Raw genomic sequence first — 21,716 nt, 5'->3', positions numbered from 1 at the left:
GAGGGTCTCCGGCGGGGTGAAGGGGCTCAACTGGCGCGCGAGTGGCGGGGGCCGCTGAGTTCGGGCTCGATGTGCAGGGCCAGATACTGACCGGCGTGCTCGGCGAGGAGGTCGAGGACATACGCGATGTCGCTCAGCGAGGTCTCCGGGTTGAGCAGGGTGAACTTGAGGTAGTGCCGGCCGTCGACGACGGTTCCGGCGACGACCGCCGCACCGGAGGCGGCCAGCGCCTCGCGGGCGTGCAGATTGGCCCGGTCGACGAGGTCCGGGTCGCCCGGCCCGGCGGCCGGCGGTACGTAGCGGAAGACGAGCGTGGACAGCTGGGGCTCGGTGACGACCTCGTAGCGCGGATCGGTGTCCAGCAGCGCCCATGCCTCGGCGGCCCGGTCCACCACCTCGTCGAAGAGGGCGCCGACGGCGTCCGCGCCCATGATCCGCAGCGTCAGCCACAGCTTGAGCGCGTCGAAGCGGCGGGTGGTCTGGATGGACTTGTCGACCTGGTTGGGGATCAGGTTCCGGGCGCTGCGCTCGGGGTTGAGGTAGTCGGCGTGGTACGTGGCGTGGCTGAGCGTGGCGCGGTCGCGGACCAGGACGGCGCTGGAGCTGACCGGCTGGAAGAAGGACTTGTGGTAGTCCACCGTCACCGAGTCGGCGCGCTCGATGCCGTCGAGCAGCCCGCGGCGGGTGGGGGAGGCCAGCAGTCCGCAGCCGTACGCGGCGTCCACATGCATCCAGGTGCCGTGCCGGTCGCACAGCTCGGCGATCTCGGGCAGCGGGTCGATGGAGCCGAAGTCGGTGGTGCCCGCGGTGGCCACGACGGCCATGACGATCAGGCCCTCGCGGCGGCAGCGGTTCAGCTCACGGGCGAGGACGACGGTCCTCATCCGGCGGTCCTGGTCGCAGGGGACCGGGATGACGGCCTCGTAGCCGAGCCCCAGGATGGCGGCGGCCTTCTGGATGGAGAAGTGGCTGGCCTGGGAGGTGAGGATGCGCAGCCGCGGCAGGATGGCGGATGTGGCGACCGTCTCGCCGGACGCGGCGGCCTCCTTCTCCACCAGCGTGCACGCCTCGTCGCGGGCGAGCAGCATCGCCTGCAGATTGGACTGGGTGCCGCCGCTGGTGAAGATGCCGTCCGCGGCCTCGCCGAGGCCGATGCGCTCGGTGGTCCAGTCGATCAGCCGGCGCTCGATGAGGGTGCCGCCCGCGCTCTGGTCCCAGGTGTCCAGGGAGGAGTTGATGGCGGAGAGGACGGCCTCGCCCAGCAGTGCGGGGATCACCACGGGGCAGTTGAGGTGGGCGAGATAGCGCGGGTGGTGGAAGTAGACGGCGTCCTTGAGGTAGACGCTCTCCAGCTCCTTGAGCGCGGCGTCCGGATCGCCGAGCGGCCGCTCCAGGTCGATTCCGGAGATCTCGGGGGCGAGTTCGGCGGGGGTGACGCCGGTGTAGGGGCGCTCGGTGCGGGCGACGGTGGAGGCCACCAGGCCGACGCCGTCGGTCACGGAGCGCCGATAGCGTTCCGCCGTACGGCCGTTGAACAGGTGGGCCCTGCCATCCGCCGCCCCGGGTATCGGCTCCGGCGACGGGTCCTCAGCGGTCTGCGCGAGGAAACTCACGGTCTGTCCCTTCTGGAAATGAGCATGCGGGCGTGCGGAGGGCGCGGGCATGCGGCTGGTGGGGGGAGCGGCGGCCCTCGGCCCATGTCCGCGGCCTGATAGGCGGCCTGATACGGCCTGGTGGGCGTGCGGGGGCGCTGGACGCGGCGACAGCGCGCGTGGGGGCGCGCCGAGCGGTTGGCCGCCCGTCGTCCAGTGGTTCGGGGGTTCGGTGGTGCGGAGCCGGTCCGGTACGGCGCTGGGGGATCAGTCGTCGGTCGCGGGGCCGGTGCCCGACACGGCCTCCTCGACGAGCTGTTCCTCACAGGTGCCCAGGCGCCAGTAGCCGGTGAAGGTCACGGCCCTGCGGTCGAAGCCGCGTTCGCGCACCAGATGGCGGCGCAGCTCCTTGACGGTCCCGGCCTCGCCCGCGATCCAGGCGTACGGCGTGCCGGAGGGCAGTTCGGTGGTGCCCACGGCGTTCAGCAGCGGCGCGGAGCGCGGGGTGCCGGGGGCCACGGCGTCCCGGACCAGCCAGGTGATCTCGGCTTTCGCCGCGGTGCGCAGCTCCTGCATGTCCTCGGCGTGCTGGACCTCGAGCCACACCTTGGCGGGCAGGTCGGCGGGCAGCCATTCGAGGATGCCCGCGATGGCGGGCAGCGCGGTCTCGTCGCCGGTGATCAGCACCCAGTCGGTGCCGGACGGCGGCCGGAAGTCGACACCGCCGTTGTCCTCCACGACCGGGCCCAGCAGGGTCACCCGGTCGCCCGCCTCGGCGCGCGCGGCCCAGCGGGCGGCCGGGCCGCTGTCGTCGTGCAGCGCGAAGTCCACGTCGATCTCGTCAGGGTCTCGGCGCTGCCGGCGCACCGTGTACGAGCGCATGATGCCGCGTTCGGCCGGGTCCATCGCCCGCCAGGTGGCGAACCAGCCTTCCCCGGCCTCGACCGGGACCACCGGGGCGGCCTGGCCGGGATGCGGCAGGAACAGTTTGAAGCGCTGGTCGCGGCCTCCGCTGGTGAAGTCCTTCAGACAGGCACCGCCGAAGGTGATCCGTGCCATGGACGGTCCGAGCGGGCGGGTCCGTACGACCCGCGCGTCGAAGAAGCGGAACGGAACGGCGGTGGTGGCGGGGGCGGTCGTGGTGGCTGCGGTGGTCATGGCAGGGGGTCTTCCCTTCGCTTGCCGTGGGGAGGCCGGGCCGGCCGGTCGCGCTGACCGTTCAGCTGAGCTTCTTCGCGTCCTGGATGGCCTTGGTGAGGGATTCGACGAGCGGGGCGGCGCCGGCGTAGGAGAAGCGCGGCTCGCTGCTCCAGGGGGTGATCTGACCGGCCTTGACCGCGGGGAGCTTGGACCAGGTCGGCTTGGCGGTCAGGGCGCCGGGCTGGAGGGTCGCGGTGCGGTTGTCGAGGAAGAGCACATCCGCGTCGTACTTGTCGGCGTTCTCCCAGCTCAGGCTCTCGAAGTAGCCGCCCTTGTCGGGCTTTTCGGGCATGACGAAGTCGACGCCGAGCTCGCTGAAGTAGATCAGGTCGGCATTGATCTTCGGGTTGGAGACATAGAAGAGATCGGCGCTGGCGGAGCAGGCCATGACCTTGATCCGATGCGATGTGACGGTTTTGCGCAGCGTCTCGGAGGCCTTCTCGAAGCGCGCCTTGGCGTCGGTGACCTTCTTGGCCTTCGGGTCGGCGCCGAGCGCCTCGGCCAGTGCGGCATACCGCTTGATGGGCTCGAGCATGGAGACCCGGCCGGTGCCGATGGCGGCGCTGGGGGCCAGCTGGAGGATCTTCTTCTTGCTGTCGTCCGGGATATAGAAGAGCGCACCCGGGTCGTACATGTTGGTGATCAGCAGATCGGGGCTGAGCGAGGCGTACTTCTCGACGTTGAACTGGCCCCAGGTGTTGCCGAGGGAGGTGGCCCGGTCGACGGGGAAGTCGCCCGCCTGGACGTCCGGCCTGCCGTTCTTCAGCGTGGTCGGCCCGAAGACGCCGGTGATCTGCTTCTCGATGCCGAAGTCGTAGAGCGCGGCCGCCGCGGCGATGTAGGCGACGATGTGCTGGGGCCGGCCGTCGAGGCTGATCTTCTTCTTGCGGTCATCGGTGAACGACCAGGAGCCGCCGCCGCCATCGCCGCCGGAGCCCGAACCGCCGTTGTCGCCACAGGCGGTGACCAGGGCTCCGAGTCCGAGGGCGCCGCCTGCGGCGAGCAGACCGCGGCGGGAGAGGGGGAGTGCTCTGGCCTGGCGCATGAAGGTGCTCTCTCTCGATGCATACGGGGACGTGGTTCGCGGGACGGCAACCCGAGGACGTAGTTAGGTTAGCCTAACCAACCTGGTTGTCCAGTGGGTGGGGTCGTTCCGAACCTCACATCGAGGGGCTCACACGGCGGTTCAGGGCGGATTCACAGGTCCAGCACCAATCGGGGGCCACGGCAGCGTGAGACGCAGATCATCATGGTCTCGCCCGAGGCCCGCTCCTCGTCGGTGAGCACGGAGTCGTGGTGGTCCACCTCTCCTTCGACGACATCCGTCTCGCACGTCCCACACGTGCCCTCCTCGCAGGAGTACAAAACCGGTACCCCCGCCGCCTCGACGGTGCGCAGCACACTGCGCTCCGGCTCCACGGTGAGGGTCAGCCCGGAGCGGGTGAGCACCAACTCGAAGGCGCCGACCGCCGGTTCGGCGTCCGCCGCGTCCGTACGGGGCTGGAAGCGCTCGGTGCGCAGGGCCCCGTCCGGCCAGGTGAGGCACGCCTCCTCGGCGGCCCGGAGCAGCGGTTCGGGACCGCAGCAGTAGACGAGGGTGCCGTGGGCGGCCGGGGTGTCGAGATACGGCGCGAGGTCGAGCAGCCCCTCCTCGTCCTGCGGCACCAGGCGCACCTTGCCGCCGTACCGGGCGGTGAGCTGGTCGGCGAAGGCCATCGAGGCGCGGGTGCGCCCGCCGTACAGCAGCCGCCAGTCGGCGCCCGCGGCCTCGGCGGCGGCCGTCATGGGGAGGAGCGGCGTGATGCCGATGCCGCCCGCGATGAACAGATAGCGGGCCGCGGGGCGCAGCGCGAAGTGGTTGCGCGGCCCGCGCACCCGCACCGCGCTGCCCTCGGTGAGGGTGTCGTGCACCCGGGCGGAGCCGCCGCGCCCGGCGGGTGCGCGGAGCACCGCGATCCGCCAGGAGGCGCGGTCGGCGGGGTCGCCGCACAGCGAGTACTGCCGGGTCGGGCCCGGGTCGAGGACGAGATCGAGATGGGCGCCGGGCTCCCAGGCGGGGAGTGCACGGCCCGTCGGGTGGCGCAGGGTGAGCGCCACCACGTCCGAGGCCACCTCCTCCCGGCCGGTCACCAGCAGGGTGTCCTCGTACTCCCCGCCGGAGTTCGTCACGTCATCTCCTTACGGTGGTCGGGGGAATGGTGCCCGGTGGGGTGGGCGAGCATCCACTGCCACAGCTCGACCGGGTCCTCGGCGGTGCGCTCGGCGCCGCAGTGGCAGACCCCGTGCAGCACATCGGTGCCGGGCAGCCAGTCGATCCGGTACACCTCGGCGGTGGGCGCGCCGCTCGCCCACCCGTCGCCCGCCGCCCACCCGTCGCCCGCCGCCACCCTCAACGGAGGCGCCGCGCGCTGCTCACGCTTCATTTCGTCGCCGCCACGGCCGCGGTCCGCTCCCCTTCGGCGGCCAGGCGGGCGAGGATGCGGCGCGCGGCCAGACCGCCGGTGTCGATGTTGATGCTGAGCTCCTGATAGCCCTCGCGCTCGGTGTCCAGGGCCTTCTGGAGCACGTTCAGCGCGGCCACGTCCTGCAGCACCACGGTCCGGTTGAGGTCGTGGAGGAAGGTGGTCACCTCCTCGTCGTCCTGCGCGAAGTCCCGTGAGACGGCCCAGAAGTCGTACACATGGTGGTCGGTGGACGGGGTGATGGCGTAGGTGATCTCCACATGGAAGGCGTCCGGATCGGAGCCGTCCGGCCCCGGCAGCACCCCGACCGGGGCGATCCGGCTGTGCAGGAGATACAGGCAGGGCGCGTGGTACTCGATGTCCTGCCAGCGGGTGATGCGGCCGTCGATCCCGGTGGAACGGGCGTAGAACGGCGGGCATTCGGCGTCGTCCATGTGGCGGCTGACCCGTACGACGCCCGCGCCCTCGTCGACCTCCGTGGTGATCGGGGTCTCGGCGACCTCCGGGGTGCCGATGTAGCCGCTGTGCAGATACGTCTCATGGGACAGGTCCAGCAGATTGTCCACCAGCAGGCCGTAGTCGGCGTCGATCGGCTCCATGCCGCCCACGGTCGTCCAGCGCGGATCGGCCAGCCAGGGCGCGCGCGGCACCGCGTGGGGATCGGCGAGCGCCGGGTCCCCGATCCACACCCACACCAGCGAGTCCTGCTCGACGACGGGATAGGAGGGGACCCGGGCGGTGCGCGGGACGCGCTTCTGGCCCGGTACGAACACACAGGTGCCGCCGGTGTCGTAGGTGAAGCCGTGGTAGCCGCAGACGACCGTGTCACCGTCGAGACGGCCGGCGGTGAGCGGATAGCGGCGGTGGACGCAGCGGTCGGCGAGCGCGATGACCGTGTCGTCGGACTCGGTGCGGTAGAAGGCGATGGGCTCGTTCAGGATGGTGCGCCCCAGCAGCTCACGGCCGATCTCGCGGCCGTAGGCGGCGACGTACCACTGGTTTCTCGCGAAGGCGGTCATGCGTGCCAGCGTGGTGACGCCCGTCACGTACGGGCAACGGCCCTTCCACTGAGTGGAAGGGCCGCGCGGGGAGGTGCCTGAAGTGGCCGGGCGGGTCAGCTGCCGAACTGCCAGAAGACGGACTGGTTCAGCGTCAGCAGGACGATGAGCACGACCACATCGGCGATGCCGAGTGCGAGTCCGAGCAGTGCCCGGCCCCTGCGGCGGGTCTCCCGGGCGAGGGCGAGCGTCCCCAGGACGATCGCGCAGGGCCCGAAGACCGCGTTGAAGAGCAGCAGGCCGATCAGGCCGAGCACGAAGGAGGCGACGGCCATGCCGTCGGCGTCCCTGCGCGCCCGGACCGGTGAGGTGCGGGACGGTGCGGTGAGTGCCATGGGTCTCAGCTCCCCTTGTGGCCGGTGCGTTCGCGGATGAAGAAGATCAGCAGCCAGGCGCTGATGGCGCCCGCGGCGGCGAGGAACAGGGGGAGCGGAGTGTGCGCCGCCGCCCCCAGAAGAACTCCCATCAGGGCGAGTGCCGCGACGATGAAGAGCATGTGAGCCTCTCTCGAAGTGACGATCCGGATGCGGTTGGCGTGCGGATGGTAATTGTTCGGTGAACAGTTGGAATCACAACTGTTCACTGAGTTCTAGAGTACCCCTCCCGCCCCTGGAAAAATTCAGCGAACAGCTGTTTACTGAATGATATGAGTCACACGTCCGGGGTCCGGCAGGCCCAGAAGGAGAAGACCCGGCGCGCCCTGATGGACGCGGCGTTGGGGCTGCTGGAGGACCAGAGCCTGAGCAGTCTGGGGCTGCGTGAGGTCACGCGGGCGGTGGGGGTGGCGCCGGCCGCCTTCTACCGGCACTTCCGGGATCTGAGCGATCTCGGGGTCGCGCTGGTCGAGGAGTCCCTGGGCAGCCTGCACCATATGATCGGCGCGATACTCGCAGGTCAGGACGGTGACGAGGAGCGGATCGACGCCACCGTCGAGGCCGTCGCCGAGCATGTCCGCCGCTATCCCGCGCATATCCGCTTCATCGCACGTGAGCGGCATGGTGGGGTGCGTGCGGTGCGCGAGGCCATCGCCGCCGAGCTGGACCGATTCGCCGATGAGGTGGCCGCCGACTTCTCGCCGCGGCTGACGCCGGACGGGTGGCCGCCGGAAGATGTCCGAATGCTTGCGGAGCTGTATGTGGACCACATGGTGATGACGGCGACGGCGTTCCTGGAGGCGCAGCCGGATCATCCGCGGCTGGAGCGGCGGGTCGCCGACACCGCGCGCAAGCAGCTGATGCTGATCAGCCTCGGGCGCCGCCACTGGCGCGACGGGTGATCTCCACGCCGAAGTCCCCGGCCGCGTCCCGGCCGGTGACGCGGACGCGTATCCGCAGGCCGTTGGTCTCCGTGCGGAAGGTCTCGCCGGGCGCGTAGGTCGCGTCGCTGAGCCCGGGGTGGACATTGCGCTCCCGGGTGCAGCCGCGGCCGTGGGGGGTGGAGTCCATGATGGTGACGGGGCCGCCGCCGGAGTCGACACCGGTGTCCACCCGGGAGATCAGCACACCGGGCTTGCATATGGCCTCGTCGTTGCCGCCGCTCGCGCGCGCCTCGATCGCATAGCCGGTGGACGGCGAGACGGGGACGAAGACCAGCTTGGTGCCCTCCGGGCGGCTCAGTGGGGACAGGGCGTGCGCGAAGACCCCGGAGCGGGCGGCGCAGGCGATCTGCCGCGGGCCGAGCCAGCCCAGCTTCCACTTGTGCCAGGCCAGCAGGTCGTTGCCGGCGCCCCAGTCCTCTGACATCACATCCCAGTGGCCCGCCTTGTCGCCGCCGCCCCGGGTGTAGAGGTCGGGCAGCCCGAAGACATGGCCGTTCTCATGGGGCAGGACGCGGAAGCCGGTGCGGCGCAGCGAGCCGGAGCCGTCGTCCTGGCGGCTGTAGACGAAGGAGACATTGGCCAGCGGCACGCCGTCGGCGGTCGGGGCCTGCTGGTTGTCGGCGTAGGTGACGGAGAGCACGGCATGCGCGGCAGGCGGCCCGGCGTTCGGGGTGACCAGGACGTTCACCAGGTCGTAGCGGCGGAAGTCGACCTTGGGGTCGGCGGCCTTGGCGATATCGGCCACCAGTCTGCGATAGCCCGGGTCGAAGGGGCTGCCGCGCTTGATGCCGTAGGCGCGGAACGAGCGCGGCATCCGCAGCCAGTGGGTGATCGGCATCTCGGGGCGGTAGTCCAGCCGTCCGTAGGAGCTCTGCGTGAACCACCGGGTGGTCTGGGGGAAGAACTCCGCGAAGCGCTGGCGGGCGGTGCCCTGGCCGCGCACATCCGGGAAGTCGATCATGAGGTTGAGGGCGTGGACCTGGCCGGTGCTGCGGCTGTAGCCGCGGCCGGTGGGTATGCCCTCGGACATCTGCAGCCCCGGTCCCGAGGCCAGGGCGCAGGGGGCGAGCGAGCCGAAGGCCGGTCGCCCGGAGGGTGCCGGGGCCAGCTCGGGGGGTGCGGGGGACGCGGGGCGCGGAGTCGCCGCCGGGGCGACCACCGCCACCGTGAGCACGGCGGCAGTGGCGAATGCGCTGCCTCTGCGGGGCCGGCGTATTCGTATGCGGTGGCGGGTGGTCCCATGCGTCTGCCTCATTGCCGACCACGGTGTGACGGCTCGGGCCGGGGCGCTCGTGGGGTGCCGCCGAGAGAGGGAATGACCTGCTCCGTTTGGGCGACGAGGGGTGCCGAGCAGGTGTGAGGCAGGTCACCTACGGACGCGGAAATTCCGGGGAGTGATTCCCCGTTTAACCGGGTGACCGCATAAACGGGGACGGACTCCCCGGAAATGTTGAAGCTCGAACGTCTGGGCCGGGGCCTGGTGTCGCCACCAAGCCGCCGGAGAACCGTACGCATGGATGCCGTACGCAGAAAGGAGTGCTGTCATGGCCGCCGACACGATGACCGCGAAGTCCGCGCAGCCCCGGCTGCGTGCGGACGCCCTGCGCAATCGGGAGCGTATTGTCGTGGCCGCCCGCGAGGTGATCGTCGAATCCGGGGCACAAACCCCCCTCGATGAAATTGCTCGACGGGCAGGGGTCGGGAATGCCACGATCTACCGGCACTTCACGGACCGCCGTGAGCTCATCCACCATGTGGCGCTTTCGGTGATGTCCGGCGTCGCCGACCAGGCCGAAGCCGCCATGGCCGAGGAGGCCGACTCCTTCTCGGCGCTGCGGCGCTTCGTCCATGCCGCGGCGGACGAGCGCATCGGCGCGCTGTGCCTTCTGCTCTCCGACGGCCTCGACAAGGAGCACCCTGACCTCATTGCCGTCCGCGACCGTCTGTCCGCCGGAGTCGAGGCCCTGATGGGGGCCGCGAAGGCCGACGGCCGACTGCGCACCGACATCGGCGTCGGTGACCTGATGGTCGCGCTCAACCAGCTCACCCGGCCGCTGCCCGGCAGCTTCTGTGTGGACTTCGACGCCTTTGTGCACCGGCATCTGCAGCTGTTCCTGGACGGATTGCAGGCCCCGGCGCGCTCCGAACTACCCGGCAAGTCCGTGACCTTGGAGGATCTGCAGCACCGGCCGTGACATAGATCGCACCCGGCCGATCCCGGAGCACCGCTTATTTCGCGCGCGTTCACAAGTCTTCCCTACGTGCGTCGACGCCTCTCGCTACCTGTTACCCAACGCCCTGCGTCGGCCTGACTTCAGCCGGCCCCACTCGTCCCATTTATCACTCTCCGCACCGCTAGGTAGGCTCACCCATGCCTGAAACGGCACAATTCGTGGATCCCCGGCGCTGGAAAGCGCTGATATTCATCGCCCTCGCCCAGCTGATGGTCGTGCTCGACGCGACCATCGTGAACATCGCGCTGCCCAGCGCCCAGGCCGACCTCGGCATCTCCGACGGCAACCGGCAGTGGGTCATCACGGCCTACGCCCTCGCCTTCGGCGGACTGCTGCTCTTCGGCGGCCGGATCGCCGACCTGTGGGGACGTAAGCGGACCTTCATCGTCGGCCTGGCCGGCTTCGCGGCCGCCTCGGCCATCGGCGGCGCCGCGCTGAACACCGGTGTGCTGCTGGGTGCGCGTGCGCTGCAGGGTGTGTTCGGCGCGCTGCTCGCCCCCTCCGCGCTCTCGCTGCTCGCGGTGATGTTCACCGACCCCAAGGAGCGCGCCAAGGCGTTCGGTGTCTTCGGTGCCATCGCGGGTGGTGGCGGTGCCGTCGGTCTGATCCTCGGCGGTGTGCTCACCGAGTACATGGACTGGCGCTGGACCTTCTTCGTGAACATCCCGTTCGCCATCGTCGCCGCGATCGGCGCGGTCGCCGTGATCCGCGACCCGGTGGAGAGCCGCAACACCTCCCGGCTGGACGTCCCCGGTGTGCTCCTGGCCACCTCGGGTCTGGTCTCGCTGGTCTACGGCTTCACCCGCGCCGAGTCCGACGGCTGGTCCGCGGGGCTGACCATCGGTCTGTTCGTCGCCGCGGCCGTGCTGCTGATCGCCTTCGTGGCCGTCGAGTCGCGGGTGAAGGCGCCGCTGCTGCCGCTGCGCGTGGTCACCGACCGGAACCGGGGCGGTGTCTACGCCTCGCTGGGTCTCGCCATCATCGGCATGTTCGGCCTGTTCCTCTTCCTCACCTACTACATGCAGGTCGTCAAGGGGTACAGCCCGGTCAGGACCGGCTTCGCCTTCCTGCCGATGGTCGCGGGCATGATCACCGGCTCGACGCAGATCGGCGCCCGGCTGATGACCCGGGTCCCGGCGCGGCTGCTGATGGGGCCGGGCTTCCTGGTCGCCTCGGTGGGCATGCTGCTGCTGACCCAGATCGACCTGGACACCTCGTACCCCGCGCTGATCCTGCCCGGGTTCCTGCTGCTCGGCCTCGGCATGGGTACCGCCTTCATGCCGGCGATGAGCCTGGCCACGCATGGCGTGGAGCCGCGTGACGCGGGTGTCGCCTCGGCGATGGTCAACACCTCGCAGCAGGTGGGCGGCGCCATCGGCACCGCGCTCCTGAACACCATCGCGGCGAGCGCCACCACCGCGTACGCCAAGTCGCATGCTGCCGGGGCCCCTTCCCGCACGGCGCTGCAGCTGCAGTCGATGGTGCACGGCTACACGGCCGCCATCTGGTGGGCGGTCGGCATCCTGGTGCTGGCCGGGGTGATCGCCATCACGATGGTCAACGCCGGACATCAGGGAGGCGGCGGCGCGGTCGCCGGCTCCGATGAAGGAGCGGCGGAGGACGCCATTCCGGTCATGGCGCACTGACATGGCGCACTGACGCGCTGAGGCGGTTCGTACAGCGGAGATCATCCGTACGGAGGCGAAGGCCCCGTTCCCCTGGGGAGAATCCCGGGGGAGCGGGGCCTTCGTCCGTCCTGCCGTCGTCCTTTGGGCGTCGGTCCTGGGCGTGCTGGGGCGGAGGCGTCAGCGCAGCCAGGGCAGGTCGGCGCCCTCCGGCTGCAGACCGTCCGCGATGATCCGGCAGATGGTGCCGAACTGCTCGATCTGCTCGGGGGTGAGCCGGTCGAAGACGGCCGTCCGCACGGCGGACACATGGCCGGGGGCGGTCTCCTCCAGCACCTTGAGTCCCTTGTCGGTGAGGACCGCGTTCTGCCCGCGCTTGTCGTCGGGGCAGTCCTCGCGTCGGACCCAGCCGTCCTTCTCCATGCGCGCGATGGCATGGGACAGCCGGGATCGGGTGATCGTGGCGGCCTCGGCCAGTTCGGTCATCCGCATCCGGCGGCGGGGCGCCCAGGAGAGCTTCACCAGCAGGCCGTAGTAGACGTGGGGCATGCCGGCGTCCCGCTGCAGCTGGCGGTCGAGGTGATCCTCCAGAAGCATGTGTGCGTGGCGGTACGCCAGCCAGCTGCGCTGCTCGTCATCGGTCAGCCAACGCGGCTCGTCGGCGTCTGAGGGGGTCTTCATGGCGTTGTCCACGCGTCCATTCTAGAGAACACTTTTTGAACTTTAAACAAGTGTGCGATACAGTGATGATTGTTTGATTGAGACTTCAAGTACCTTGTCGGGCTCTGCCGAGGAGACTTCATGTCCGCGCTCGACGGGCGTATGCCCGCCCTCTACCTCAGCCATGGTGCTCCGCCACTCGCCGACGATCCGATCTGGCCCGGACAGCTCGCCGCCTGGGCCGCGGGCCTGCCCAGGCCCCAGGCCATTCTCATGATCTCCGCCCACTGGGAGGAGGCGCCCCTGGCGATCGGGGCCACCCAACAGGTCCCGCTGGTCTATGACTTCTGGGGATTCCCTCAGCACTACTACCAGGTGCGGTACGCGGCGCCCGGCGCCCCGGAACTCGCCGAGCGGATCCGCAAGACGCTGCGCACGGCGGGTACGCCGGTCCAGGACATCCCCGAGCGGGGGCTGGACCACGGGGCGTATGTGCCCCTGGTCGAGATGTATCCGGAGGCCGACATCCCGGTCCTGCAGGTCTCGATGCCGACCCTCGACCCGCGGAAGCTGATGGAGATCGGGCGGAAGCTGGCGCCGCTGCGCGACGAGGGCGTCCTGATCGTCGGCAGCGGCTTCTTCACCCACAACCTGGCCGCGATGCGGCAGACGGGCCCGACGCCGCCCAGTTGGTCGACCGAGTTCGACGACTGGGGGCAACGGGCCCTGGACGCACAGGACATCGACGCGCTGCTGGACTTCGAGCACACCGCCCCGGCGGGACGGCTCGCCCACCCGCGCACCGAACACTTCGCGCCGTTGTTCGTCACGCTGGGCGCGGCGGAGGCGGAGTTGCGCAGCCAGCGGAGCGTGATCGACGGCTTCTGGATGGGGTTGGCGAAGCGGTCGCTGCAGTTCGGGTGAGCCGGGGGGCTCCGTGAGGGGGTGGGTCGGGGTGGGGACGGACCGGCCCGGGTGGGCCCGAGCGGGTACGGACGGGCTCGTCGGGTACGAGCGGGCTCGTCGGGTACGAGCGGGCTCGTCGGGTACGGACGGGCTCGTCGGGTACGGACGGGCTCGTCGGGTACGGACGGGCTCGTCGGGTACGAGCGGGCTCGCCGGGTACGGATGGGCTCGTCGGGTACGGATGGGCTCGTCGGGTACGGATGGGCTCGTCGGGTACGGACGGGCTCGTCGGGTACGGACGGGCTCGTCGGGTACGAGCGGGCTCGTCGGGTACGGACGGGCTCGTCGGGTACGGACCCGGCTCGTGCCCGCCTCAGAGTGCCGGGTCGATCATCGCGCAGGCGTGCAGTGCCGCGGCCAGGGCCAGGGCGTCCGGGCCCTGGGCGACGTCGAGGGCGGTGTCGGTGAGCTTGATGGCGTGCTCGTCGCCGTGCGCGGCGGCGCGGGCGAAGACCTCCTCGGGGGTGACGCCGGCCGCGGACGGCAGCCGGTCGGCCGGGAGCGGCTCCCGCGGCGCGTACACCGCCGTGACCGCGGCGCTCGCCGCCCAAGCCGCGTCCAGACTCGGCGCCCACAACTCCCGCGGCAGCGCGGGCAGGACGCGCAGTACGGCGTTGGGCGCGGTGGCGGCGTGGACCAGCATGACCGGTGAGCCGTGGCCGTGGGTGGCGTAGCGATGGGTCGCGGCCCGTACGAGTTCGGTCAGCCGCCGGCGCGCCTCCTCCGCCAAGTCGGCGGCGTCGGGGGCGTCGGGGGCGGTCGTCCGGCCGGTGGGCTGTGAGACGGGCGGCTGATCGAGCGGCCGGGTGGGCGGCCAGGTGGGGAAGGCGGTGAGCCGGGCCAGCCGCGCCCGGATGCCACCGCTCTGGTCGGCGACCGGTTCCACGGCGGCCAGTGCGTCGGCCGCCGACCCCGAGGCGGGGCCCGGCTGCTGCCGGAGGGGCGGCAGCGGGGCGTGCCGGGCGGCCCAGTAGCCGAGGGCGTGGGCCAGTTCGGCGGTGCGGGGAGCGGTCGGCGTGCCCGGGTCGTCCAGAAGGGCCCGTACGGCGTGGCCGACCCGGATCACCGGATGCGTCGCGCCGCCCGCGATGCCCGGCAGCAGTCGTGGCCACCACACGGCGAGCACGTCCCGCCAGGGGCGGTCGGCGAGCTCCCGGTCGAAGTAGGCGGGCCAGTCGGCGAGACGGCGCGGATCGCCGAGCGCCTCGTGCCAGTTCTCCTCGGTGATCCGGGCGTACGAGTCCGGCATCTCCTCGAGCTTGTCGCGATAGCGGTCCAGCCACCGGTGCACGGTGCGCCCCTGGCCGTGACGCACCAGCGCCTCCACGGCCATCGGCGCGTGATTGCTCAGCCAACCCTCGCGCTCGGGGCCGGAGGTGTGCAGTCGCTCGAGGGCTTCGTCGAGGGTTCCACTCGTGTCGTCTGTCATGGGCTCACGCTAGGGAGGGCGGGGCGGCCCCGAATCGGGCCGGGGACGGAAGCGTGCGGGGACCAACGACCTAAGCCGGGGCCGGGGCGGGGGCCGGGGGGCCTCGGCCGGAGGCCCGGGGCGGGCGCTACGGCGGGCCGGGGCGGGCCAGCGGGCTGCCGCCGGGCTACTGCGGGGGGCGCTCCTCGCGTACGTGGAAGATGTAGAACGCGATGCCGATCATCGCGAGCCCCGCCCCGAGCCCGATCCCCGCGGACCGGTACACCGAGCCTCCGCTCACGGCGTGCAGAAAGCCGAGCGCACAGCCGAGGAGTGTCCCATAGAGCACGGCCCGGATCTCCGGCATCAGGCCCGGCGTCATCCTGCCGAGGGCGTAGCAGAGCACCCCGACCACCACCGCCGACACCACGCCGAGGACGGCGGACGCGGGGATGGTGGAACCCTGATTGTGGTCCACGAACATCACCCAGCCGCCGAAGAGCACCGCCAGAACGACGGGGATGCCCCAGGAGGCGGAGGGGTGCAGCGGGAGCTGGAGCCGCGGATGGTGGCGGTGGCTCACCGGGACTGTGGGGGCATTCATGACGAACCTCCTCGTCGCCGCGTCCCCGCCCTGACCTGTCACTTTCCAGCGCACACCCATGCGGAGGGCAGGGCAACCCGGCGCGATGGGCCATCCGGGCAACCGAGAGCCCGCGAGATTCGTCTTGACAGATGAGAGACGGGCGGGAAAGCCGTGAAAGACGGTGGTACAGGGGGTCTGACCTGCGCTTCCCGCCGCTTCGGCAGTGCGCTGAGCCCCGTGTGGGTGGACAGGATACTGCATGATCGTAAAAAGGTGGGGGCCTGATGGGAATTCTGTCCTGATTCCAGTCGTTGTTTCCTTCGGACGGGGCACCCGACACCGGAGAGTCCGTCCATAGTCCGCGCCCGATCCATCTGTAAGGGAGCACGCATGGCAACCCGTGCCGTCGCCCGTAATCAGTCCGCCGCCGCTGGTGGCGCTGATGGGGCCAACAGCGTTCGCGCCTCAGGCGGGGAGATCGCCGATCGCGACCTGGTCGGCATGTATCTCGACGAGATCGCTCGTACCCCGCTGCTGGACGCGGCGAAGGAGGTCGAGCTGTCCCAGTCCATCGAAGCGGGGGTGTATGCCCAGCAGATCCTGGACGGCGAGGTTGAGGAGGCCCCTGCCGCAGGTGCGAGCCGCGAGGAGCTGGAGGCGATAGCCGCCGAAGGTGCCCGCGCCAAGGACATCTTCATCCGCTCCAACCTGCGCCTCGTCGTGGCTGTGGCGCGCCGCTATCCGCGCAGTGGGCTGCCCCTGCTCGACCTGATCCAGGAGGGCAACGCGGGCCTGGTGCGCGCGGTGGAGAAGTTCGACTACACCAAGGGATTCAAGTTCTCGACCTATGCCACGTGGTGGATCCGTCAGGCCATCACGCGCTCGATCGCGGACCAGTCCCGTACGATCCGGCTGCCCGTCCACCTGGTCGAGGAGCTCGGCCGGATCCGCCGGGTGCAGCGGGAGTTCAACCGTGAGCACGGCCGTGAGCCGGAGCACGCCGAGATCGCCGAGGAGCTCGGCTCCACGATGGAGCGGGTCTCGGATGTGCTCGACTGGGCCCGCGACCCGGTCAGTCTGAACATGTCGGTCGACGACGAAGGGGAGACCCAGTTCGGCGATCTGCTGGAGGACACCTCGGCCGTCTCGCCCGAGCAGTCGGTGATGACGCTGCTGCGCAGCGAGGAGCTGGAGGACCTGATCGGCCGCCTCGACGACCGCACCGCCTCCATCATCAAGGCGCGGTACGGCATCGACGACGGCCGGGAGCGCACCCTGACCGAGGTCGGCAAGCAGCATGGCCTCACGCGTGAGCGCATCCGCCAGATCGAGAAGCATGCCTTGCTTGAGCTGAAGAAGATGGCCCGCCAGACCGGTTTCGACGCAGCGGCTTGAGTTCTCGGGACAGCAGACTCCAGCCGCCACCAGACCCCCTCTCACCCATGGACCGAGCCCCGGCGCCTCCCCCCTGGCGCCGGGGCTCGCTTGTGCCCGGAGACTCGGTTGTGTCCGGGGGTTCGCTTGTGCCCGGTGGCCCGCTTGTAGCCGGGGGCCTTGTGTCCGGGTGCTTGCTTGTGTCCGGGTGCGGTCCGGATGGGGCGGTCAGACGGCGAAGCCGCCGTCCACGGCGATCGACGCCCCGGTGATGTAGCGGCCGCTGTCGCTCGCGATATGGGCCACGGTCGCCGCGATCTCCGTGGGACGGCCGTAGCGGCCGAGTGCGGTGAAGCCGCTCTGGAGCGCGGCGCTCTCGCCGTCCGCCGGGTTCATATCGGTGTCCACCGGGCCGGGGTGGACCAGGTTGGCCGTGATCCCGCGCGGGCCGAGCTCTCGGGCCAGGGCCTTGGTGAGCCCGTTGAGCGCGGTCTTGCTGGTCGCGTAGAGGCTGCCGCCGGGGAAGGCGACGCGCTCGGCCATGCAGCTGCCGATGTTGATGATCCGCCCGCCGTCGGTCATCCGCGCGGCGGCCGCCTGCGCCAGGAGGAACGGCGCCCGGACGTTCACGGCGAGGATCCGGTCCACATCGTCCAGCGACATCTCGGCGAGGGAGCCGAGGACGCCGACGCCCGCGTTGTTGACCAGGATGTCCAGTCGGCCGAACTCGGCGGCGGCCCCGTCCACGGCGGCGCGCACCTCCTGCGCGTCCGCGCCGTCGACCCGCACCGCCCAGGCCCGTCGGCCGAGCGCCTTGATCCGGTCGACGACGTCCGCCGCGCGGTCGGCCTGGCTGTGGTAGGTCAGGGCGACATCGGCGCCGTCCTCGGCGAGCCGGATCGCCACGGCCTCGCCGATGCCCCGGCTGCCGCCGGTGACCAGGGCCGCCTTGCCGTCGAGTGTCATGTCTTCTCCCTGTATGCCATGTATCTGCTTCATGCGAGGAAATTCCGCTGTGCGGTGGTCCCTCCCGATGAGGGGGACATGACTCGATCCTGGCCGGGCGGGTCGCGGAAGTCCGGCGGGATACGGACGGTGCGCTGTGGCGATGCGCTGCGGCGATGCGTGGGGCGATGCGTGGGGCGTGCGTGGGGCGGGAGCTCGGGGGCAGAGGTCGCTGAGCGTTCGCGATCTGCCCATGCCCGGTCGAGTTCGTTTCGTGCCCGAGTCTGTTTACTTTCCGGCATCGCCCACGTAATCTGGCCGCGAAATCACAGGTTCGGGCATGGAAGGGACGTAAACCCACATGTACGCACCGGAGCGTCAGCAGGAGATTCTCCGGCTCGCCCGTGAAAGCGGGCGGGTGGATGTCCTGTCCCTCGCCGAGGAGTTCCAGGTCACCGCCGAGACCGTGCGGCGTGATCTGCGCACCCTCGACCGGGCGGGGCTCGTCCGCCGTGTGCACGGGGGCGCCATCCCGGCCGGCCGTCTGGACTTCGAGCCCGATCTCGCCGAGCGCGAGTCCACCGCCGCCGATCAGAAGGACCGCATCGCGCGGGCCGCCATCGCCGAACTGCCGTCCGACGGCAGCGTGATCATCGACGCGGGCTCGACGGCGGCCCGGTTCGCCGCCGCCCTCCCGCTGGAGGCCAACCTCACCGTCGTCACCCACGCCCTGCCGGTCGCCGCCCGCCTCGCCGACCACCCCGGTATCGCGCTGCACCTCGTCGGCGGACGGGTCCGCCACCGCACCCGGGCCGCCGTGGACGCATGGGCGCTGCGCGGCTACGGCGAGATCAAGGCCGATGTGGTCTTCCTCGCCACCAACGGCTTCTCGCTGGACGGTGGGCTCACCACACCCGATCTCGCGGAGGGCGCCGTCAAGGGCGCCATGATCGCGGCGGCCCGGCGGGTGGTGCTGCTCGCGGACTCCGCCAAGTTCGGCCGGGAGCACTTCGCCCGGTTCGGCGGCCTGGACGATGTCGATCTGCTCATCACGGACACCGGGCTCAGCCCGCAGGACGCCCTGGCCATCGAGCGTCGGGGCACGGAAGTGGCACGCGCATGATTCTCACCGTCACCCCCAATCCCAGCCTGGACCGTACGTACGAGATCCCCGCGCTGGAGCGCGGCGCCGTGCTGCGGGCCACGGCCGACCGGGTCGACCCCGGTGGCAAGGGCGTCAATGTCTCGCGCGCCGTGGCCGCCGCGGGGCATCGCACGGTGGCCGTGCTGCCGCTCGGCGGACCGGAGGGTGCGCTGCTCGCACGGCTGCTGGGGGAGCTGGGTATCGAGGCGGCGGGTGTGCCCGTGGCGGGCTCGACCCGGGTCAACATCTCCGTGGCCGAACCGGACGGCACCCTCACCAAGCTCAACGCGGGCGGGCCCGAGCTGAGCGACGCCGAGGCCGAAGCGGTGCTGGAGGCCGTCCGGACGAGCGCCGAGAGCGCCGACTGGATCGCCTGCTGCGGCAGCCTGCCCCGGGGGCTCGCGCCCGAGTGGTACGCCGAGCTGGTGGCGCGGGCCCACCGGGCGGGCGCCCGGATCGCCCTGGACACCTCCGGCCCCTCGCTGACCGCAGCCCTGCGTGAGCGTCCCGATGTGGTGAAGCCCAACGCCGAGGAACTGGCCCAGGCCGTGGGCCGTCCGCTGGCCACCGTGGGCGAGGCGGTCAAGGCGGCCGAGGAGCTGCGGGGGCTCGGTGCCCGCGCCGTGCTGGCCAGCCTGGGCGCCGACGGTCAGCTGCTGGTCGACGAGACGGGCGCCTACTTCGGCACCGCGCGGGTCGCCGCCGTGCGCAGCAACGTCGGCGCGGGCGACGCCTCGCTCGCCGGATTCCTCGCGGCGGGCGGCTCCGGGCCCGCCGCGCTCGCCTCGGCCGTGGCCCACGGAGCGGCCGCGGTGCAACTGCCGGGCAGCGCCATGCCGACCCCGGCCGACCTCGATCCGTCCGCCGTCGTCATGACGGCGGATATTCCGCTGGACCGTGTGCTCAAGGAGCCCGCGTGACCGGCCGACCCCACTCCCACCCCCCAATCCCCACTCCGTCCGCCCGCCTCCCCCAGGGCGGCACCGCACACAAGGGAGCCGCGAGATGAGTGAGCTGATCACCGCGGATCTGGTCGACCTTGACCTGTCCGCCGACACCAAGGAAGCCGCCGCCCGGTCGCTCGCCGAACGCATGGTCGCGGCCGGTCGCGTCACCGACCTCGACGGCTTTCTCGCCGATGTGGCCGCGCGCGAGGAGCAGATGCCGACCGGCCTGGACGGCGGCATCGGCATACCCCACTGCCGCAGCGCACATGTCACCGAGCCGACCCTGGCCTTCGGGCGCAGCACGGCCCGGATCGACTTCGGCGCGGCGGACGGCCCGGCCGATCTGATCTTCCTGATCGCGGCTCCGGCGGGCGCGGACAGCGACCATCTGACGATCCTGTCGAGCCTGGCGCGGCAGCTGATGAACGCCGACTTCACCGATGCGCTGCGCTCGGCCGACCGGCCCGAACGGGTGGCCGCCCTGATCCGCGGCGAGGAGCAGAGCGCACCCGCCGCCGAGGCGACGGGACCCGCGGGAACGGGGGCTGAGCGATCGGGGGGCGAGCAGCCCGCCGCGACGGGTGAGCCCGCCGCGACGGCTGAGCATGCGGCCGCTGAGCCCGCCGCCGCTGAGCCTGCCGCCGCTGAGGCCGCCGCCTCGGAGCCGGTGCCCCCCTTCCGGATCGTTGCCGTCACGTCCTGCCCGACCGGTATCGCCCACACCTATATGGCCGCCGAGTCGCTGGAGAACGCCGGTCGCGAGGCCGGGGTCGAGCTGGTGGTCGAGACCCAGGGCTCGGCCGGATTCGACAAGCTCCCCGCGGCCACCATCGCCGCCGCCGACGCGGTGATCTTCGCGCACGATGTGGAGGTCCGGGACAAGGCCCGCTTCGCGGGCAAGCCGACGGTGGACGTCGGAGTGAAGGCGGGCATCAACCGCCCCGCCGAACTCATCGCCGAGGCGCGCGGGAAGGCCGCACGTGGCGAGATCGGCGCACCGGCCGACGGCGCGGCGGGGGGCTCGGCGCCGATGGACGAGGACGGTCCCGCCGGTGACGGCTTCGGCACCCGACTGCGCAAGTGGCTGATGACGGGCGTCAGTTACATGGTCCCGTTCGTCGCCGCGGGCGGCCTGCTGATCGCGCTCGCCTTCGCGATCGGCGGTTACGAGATCGCGAGTGCCAAGTCGGTGGCGGACCACTTCGTCTGGGCCGAGAGCAGCAGCTGGGCTGCGCTGCTCTTCCAGATCGGCAGTGCGGCGTTCACCTTCCTGGTGCCGGTCCTGGCGGGCTATATCGCCTACGGCATGGCCGACCGGCCCGGTCTGGTCCCCGGTTTCGTGGGCGGCTACATCGCGACCACCATCAAGGCCGGATTCCTCGGCGGTCTGGTCGCGGGTCTGATCGCGGGTGCGGTCGTCATGGGCATCCAGCGGTTCAAGGTCCCGGCGGCGCTGCGCGGCATCATGCCGGTGGTGGTGATTCCGCTGATCTCCTCGGCGATCGTCGGCTTCCTGATGTTCGTGGTGATCGGCAAGCCCATCGCCTCCGCGCAGGAGGCGATGACCGACTGGCTCAACGGCCTCTCCGGCGCCAACGCCATCGGTCTCGGTGTCCTCCTCGGCCTGATGATGTGCTTCGACCTCGGCGGCCCGGTCAACAAGGTGGCATACGCCTTCGCGACCGGCGGTATCGCGGTGTCGGATCCCTCCACCGGAAGCCTCAAGATCATGGCCGCGGTGATGGCCGCCGGTATGGTCCCGCCGCTGGCGCTGGCTCTCGCCACCACCGTGCGCGGACGGCTGTTCACCAAGACCGAGCGGGAGAACGGCAAGGCCGCCTGGGTGCTGGGTGCCTCCTTCATCACCGAGGGCGCCATTCCGTTCGCCGCGGCGGATCCGCTGCGGGTGATCCCCTCCTCGATGGTGGGCGGTGCCGTGACCGGTGCGCTGTCGATGGCCTTCGACTGCACGCTGCGCGCCCCGCACGGAGGCATCTTCGTGGTCCCGCTGATCGGCCAGCCGTTCCTCTACCTGCTGGCCATCGTGGCGGGCACGGTGGTCTCGGCCGGTCTGGTGGTCTTCCTCAAGGGGCTGCGGAAGACGGCGGAGGCGGAGGGCACCGGCCAGGCGGGCGGCGAGGCCGCCCCGGGCGGTGCCACCGAGGACGAGTCGAAGGTGGCGGTCGCGGCCTGACCC

The 21,716-nt window shown here is 71.1% G+C and carries 21 protein-coding genes; 8 read left to right on the top strand and 13 right to left on the bottom strand.

The features are described 5' to 3' along the window. Positions 1-26: 26 nt before the first annotated feature. From J8403_RS17915 to J8403_RS17880, 8 genes are all read right to left on the bottom strand, one after another. On the bottom strand, positions 27-1,613 hold the full coding sequence (locus tag J8403_RS17915; protein WP_246585883.1) for a pyridoxal phosphate-dependent decarboxylase family protein: 1,587 nt from the start codon (positions 1,611-1,613) through the stop codon (positions 27-29). Positions 1,614-1,859: 246 nt separating this feature from the next. Beyond that, a complete protein-coding gene (locus J8403_RS17910) occupies positions 1,860-2,750 on the bottom strand; it encodes a siderophore-interacting protein (RefSeq protein WP_211124077.1) in 891 nt (296 codons plus the stop codon). Between the two features lie 61 nt (positions 2,751-2,811). Beyond that, complete coding sequence (locus tag J8403_RS17905) at positions 2,812-3,837, bottom strand: ABC transporter substrate-binding protein (RefSeq protein WP_211124076.1); 1,026 nt, start codon at positions 3,835-3,837, stop codon at positions 2,812-2,814. Between the two features lie 152 nt (positions 3,838-3,989). Beyond that, complete coding sequence (locus J8403_RS17900; RefSeq protein WP_211124075.1) at positions 3,990-4,961, bottom strand: PDR/VanB family oxidoreductase; 972 nt, start codon at positions 4,959-4,961, stop codon at positions 3,990-3,992. Next, on the bottom strand, positions 4,958-5,215 hold the full coding sequence (locus J8403_RS17895) for a hypothetical protein (RefSeq protein ID WP_246586452.1): 258 nt from the start codon (positions 5,213-5,215) through the stop codon (positions 4,958-4,960). Before J8403_RS17895 ends, J8403_RS17900 begins: the two co-directional genes overlap by 4 nt. Then, complete coding sequence (locus J8403_RS17890; protein WP_211124074.1) at positions 5,212-6,273, bottom strand: aromatic ring-hydroxylating oxygenase subunit alpha; 1,062 nt, start codon at positions 6,271-6,273, stop codon at positions 5,212-5,214. The genes J8403_RS17895 and J8403_RS17890 overlap by 4 nt, the downstream gene beginning before the upstream one ends. Before the next feature lie 95 nt (positions 6,274-6,368). Beyond that, complete coding sequence (locus J8403_RS17885; protein WP_059148808.1) at positions 6,369-6,647, bottom strand: DUF4190 domain-containing protein; 279 nt, start codon at positions 6,645-6,647, stop codon at positions 6,369-6,371. Between the two features lie 5 nt (positions 6,648-6,652). Then, entirely contained in the window at positions 6,653-6,808 is a 156-nt protein-coding gene (locus tag J8403_RS17880) for a hypothetical protein (RefSeq protein ID WP_086709795.1), read from the bottom strand. Positions 6,809-6,958: 150 nt separating this feature from the next. Here J8403_RS17880 and J8403_RS17875 point away from each other — a divergent pair, with 150 nt between their 5' ends. Next, a complete protein-coding gene (locus tag J8403_RS17875; protein ID WP_211124073.1) occupies positions 6,959-7,588 on the top strand; it encodes a TetR family transcriptional regulator in 630 nt (209 codons plus the stop codon). Here J8403_RS17875 and J8403_RS17870 read toward each other — a convergent pair. Beyond that, complete coding sequence (locus tag J8403_RS17870) at positions 7,554-8,885, bottom strand: M6 family metalloprotease domain-containing protein (protein WP_211124072.1); 1,332 nt, start codon at positions 8,883-8,885, stop codon at positions 7,554-7,556. The two genes, J8403_RS17875 and J8403_RS17870, sit on opposite strands and share 35 nt — an antisense overlap. A gap of 289 nt (positions 8,886-9,174) precedes the next feature. On the opposite strand from J8403_RS17870, the gene J8403_RS17865 reads away from it, so the two are divergent. Then, on the top strand, positions 9,175-9,825 hold the full coding sequence (locus J8403_RS17865) for a TetR/AcrR family transcriptional regulator (protein WP_137967065.1): 651 nt from the start codon (positions 9,175-9,177) through the stop codon (positions 9,823-9,825). A gap of 176 nt (positions 9,826-10,001) precedes the next feature. Further along, positions 10,002-11,510, top strand: coding sequence for an MFS transporter (locus J8403_RS17860; protein ID WP_211124071.1), 1,509 nt, complete (start codon positions 10,002-10,004; stop codon positions 11,508-11,510). Between the two features lie 159 nt (positions 11,511-11,669). Here J8403_RS17860 and J8403_RS17855 read toward each other — a convergent pair whose 3' ends face one another. Beyond that, complete coding sequence (locus J8403_RS17855; RefSeq protein ID WP_211128305.1) at positions 11,670-12,170, bottom strand: MarR family winged helix-turn-helix transcriptional regulator; 501 nt, start codon at positions 12,168-12,170, stop codon at positions 11,670-11,672. A 120-nt stretch (positions 12,171-12,290) separates the two neighbouring features. On the opposite strand from J8403_RS17855, the gene J8403_RS17850 reads away from it, so the two are divergent. Next, complete coding sequence (locus J8403_RS17850; RefSeq protein WP_059148803.1) at positions 12,291-13,073, top strand: dioxygenase family protein; 783 nt, start codon at positions 12,291-12,293, stop codon at positions 13,071-13,073. 355 nt (positions 13,074-13,428) lie between these two features. Here the strand turns inward: J8403_RS17850 and J8403_RS17845 are convergent, their stop codons facing one another. After that, positions 13,429-14,544, bottom strand: a complete 1,116-nt coding sequence (locus J8403_RS17845; RefSeq protein WP_211124070.1) for a questin oxidase family protein — start codon at positions 14,542-14,544, stop codon at positions 13,429-13,431. A 166-nt stretch (positions 14,545-14,710) separates the two neighbouring features. After that, positions 14,711-15,127 (bottom strand): hypothetical protein, encoded by a 417-nt coding sequence (locus tag J8403_RS17840; RefSeq protein WP_211124069.1) that lies wholly within the window; start codon positions 15,125-15,127, stop codon positions 14,711-14,713. Between the two features lie 372 nt (positions 15,128-15,499). On the opposite strand from J8403_RS17840, the gene J8403_RS17835 reads away from it, so the two are divergent. Further along, positions 15,500-16,504, top strand: a complete 1,005-nt coding sequence (locus tag J8403_RS17835; protein WP_211124068.1) for a sigma-70 family RNA polymerase sigma factor — start codon at positions 15,500-15,502, stop codon at positions 16,502-16,504. A gap of 207 nt (positions 16,505-16,711) precedes the next feature. Here J8403_RS17835 and J8403_RS17830 read toward each other — a convergent pair whose 3' ends face one another. After that, positions 16,712-17,449, bottom strand: a complete 738-nt coding sequence (locus tag J8403_RS17830) for a 3-oxoacyl-ACP reductase family protein (RefSeq protein WP_211124067.1) — start codon at positions 17,447-17,449, stop codon at positions 16,712-16,714. Positions 17,450-17,789: 340 nt separating this feature from the next. Here J8403_RS17830 and J8403_RS17825 point away from each other — a divergent pair, with 340 nt between their 5' ends. The 3 genes from J8403_RS17825 to J8403_RS17815 all read left to right on the top strand — a co-directional run bounded on the left by J8403_RS17825 (position 17,790) and on the right by J8403_RS17815 (position 21,713). Beyond that, on the top strand, positions 17,790-18,551 hold the full coding sequence (locus J8403_RS17825) for a DeoR/GlpR family DNA-binding transcription regulator (protein ID WP_211124066.1): 762 nt from the start codon (positions 17,790-17,792) through the stop codon (positions 18,549-18,551). Next, the gene (pfkB, locus tag J8403_RS17820; protein ID WP_211124065.1) at positions 18,548-19,492 is read left to right on the top strand and encodes a 1-phosphofructokinase; all 945 of its coding nucleotides are present in this window, start codon (positions 18,548-18,550) and stop codon (positions 19,490-19,492) included. The genes J8403_RS17825 and pfkB overlap by 4 nt, the downstream gene beginning before the upstream one ends. Before the next feature lie 85 nt (positions 19,493-19,577). Then, positions 19,578-21,713 (top strand): PTS fructose transporter subunit IIABC, encoded by a 2,136-nt coding sequence (locus J8403_RS17815; RefSeq protein WP_211124064.1) that lies wholly within the window; start codon positions 19,578-19,580, stop codon positions 21,711-21,713. The last annotated feature ends 3 nt before the right edge of the window (positions 21,714-21,716 follow it).

Source organism: Streptomyces yatensis (assembly GCF_018069625.1).
GTDB lineage: Bacteria > Actinomycetota > Actinomycetes > Streptomycetales > Streptomycetaceae > Streptomyces > Streptomyces yatensis.
The sequence above is the reverse complement of the archived record's forward strand: the minus strand, read 5'-3'. Positions and strand labels throughout refer to the sequence as shown.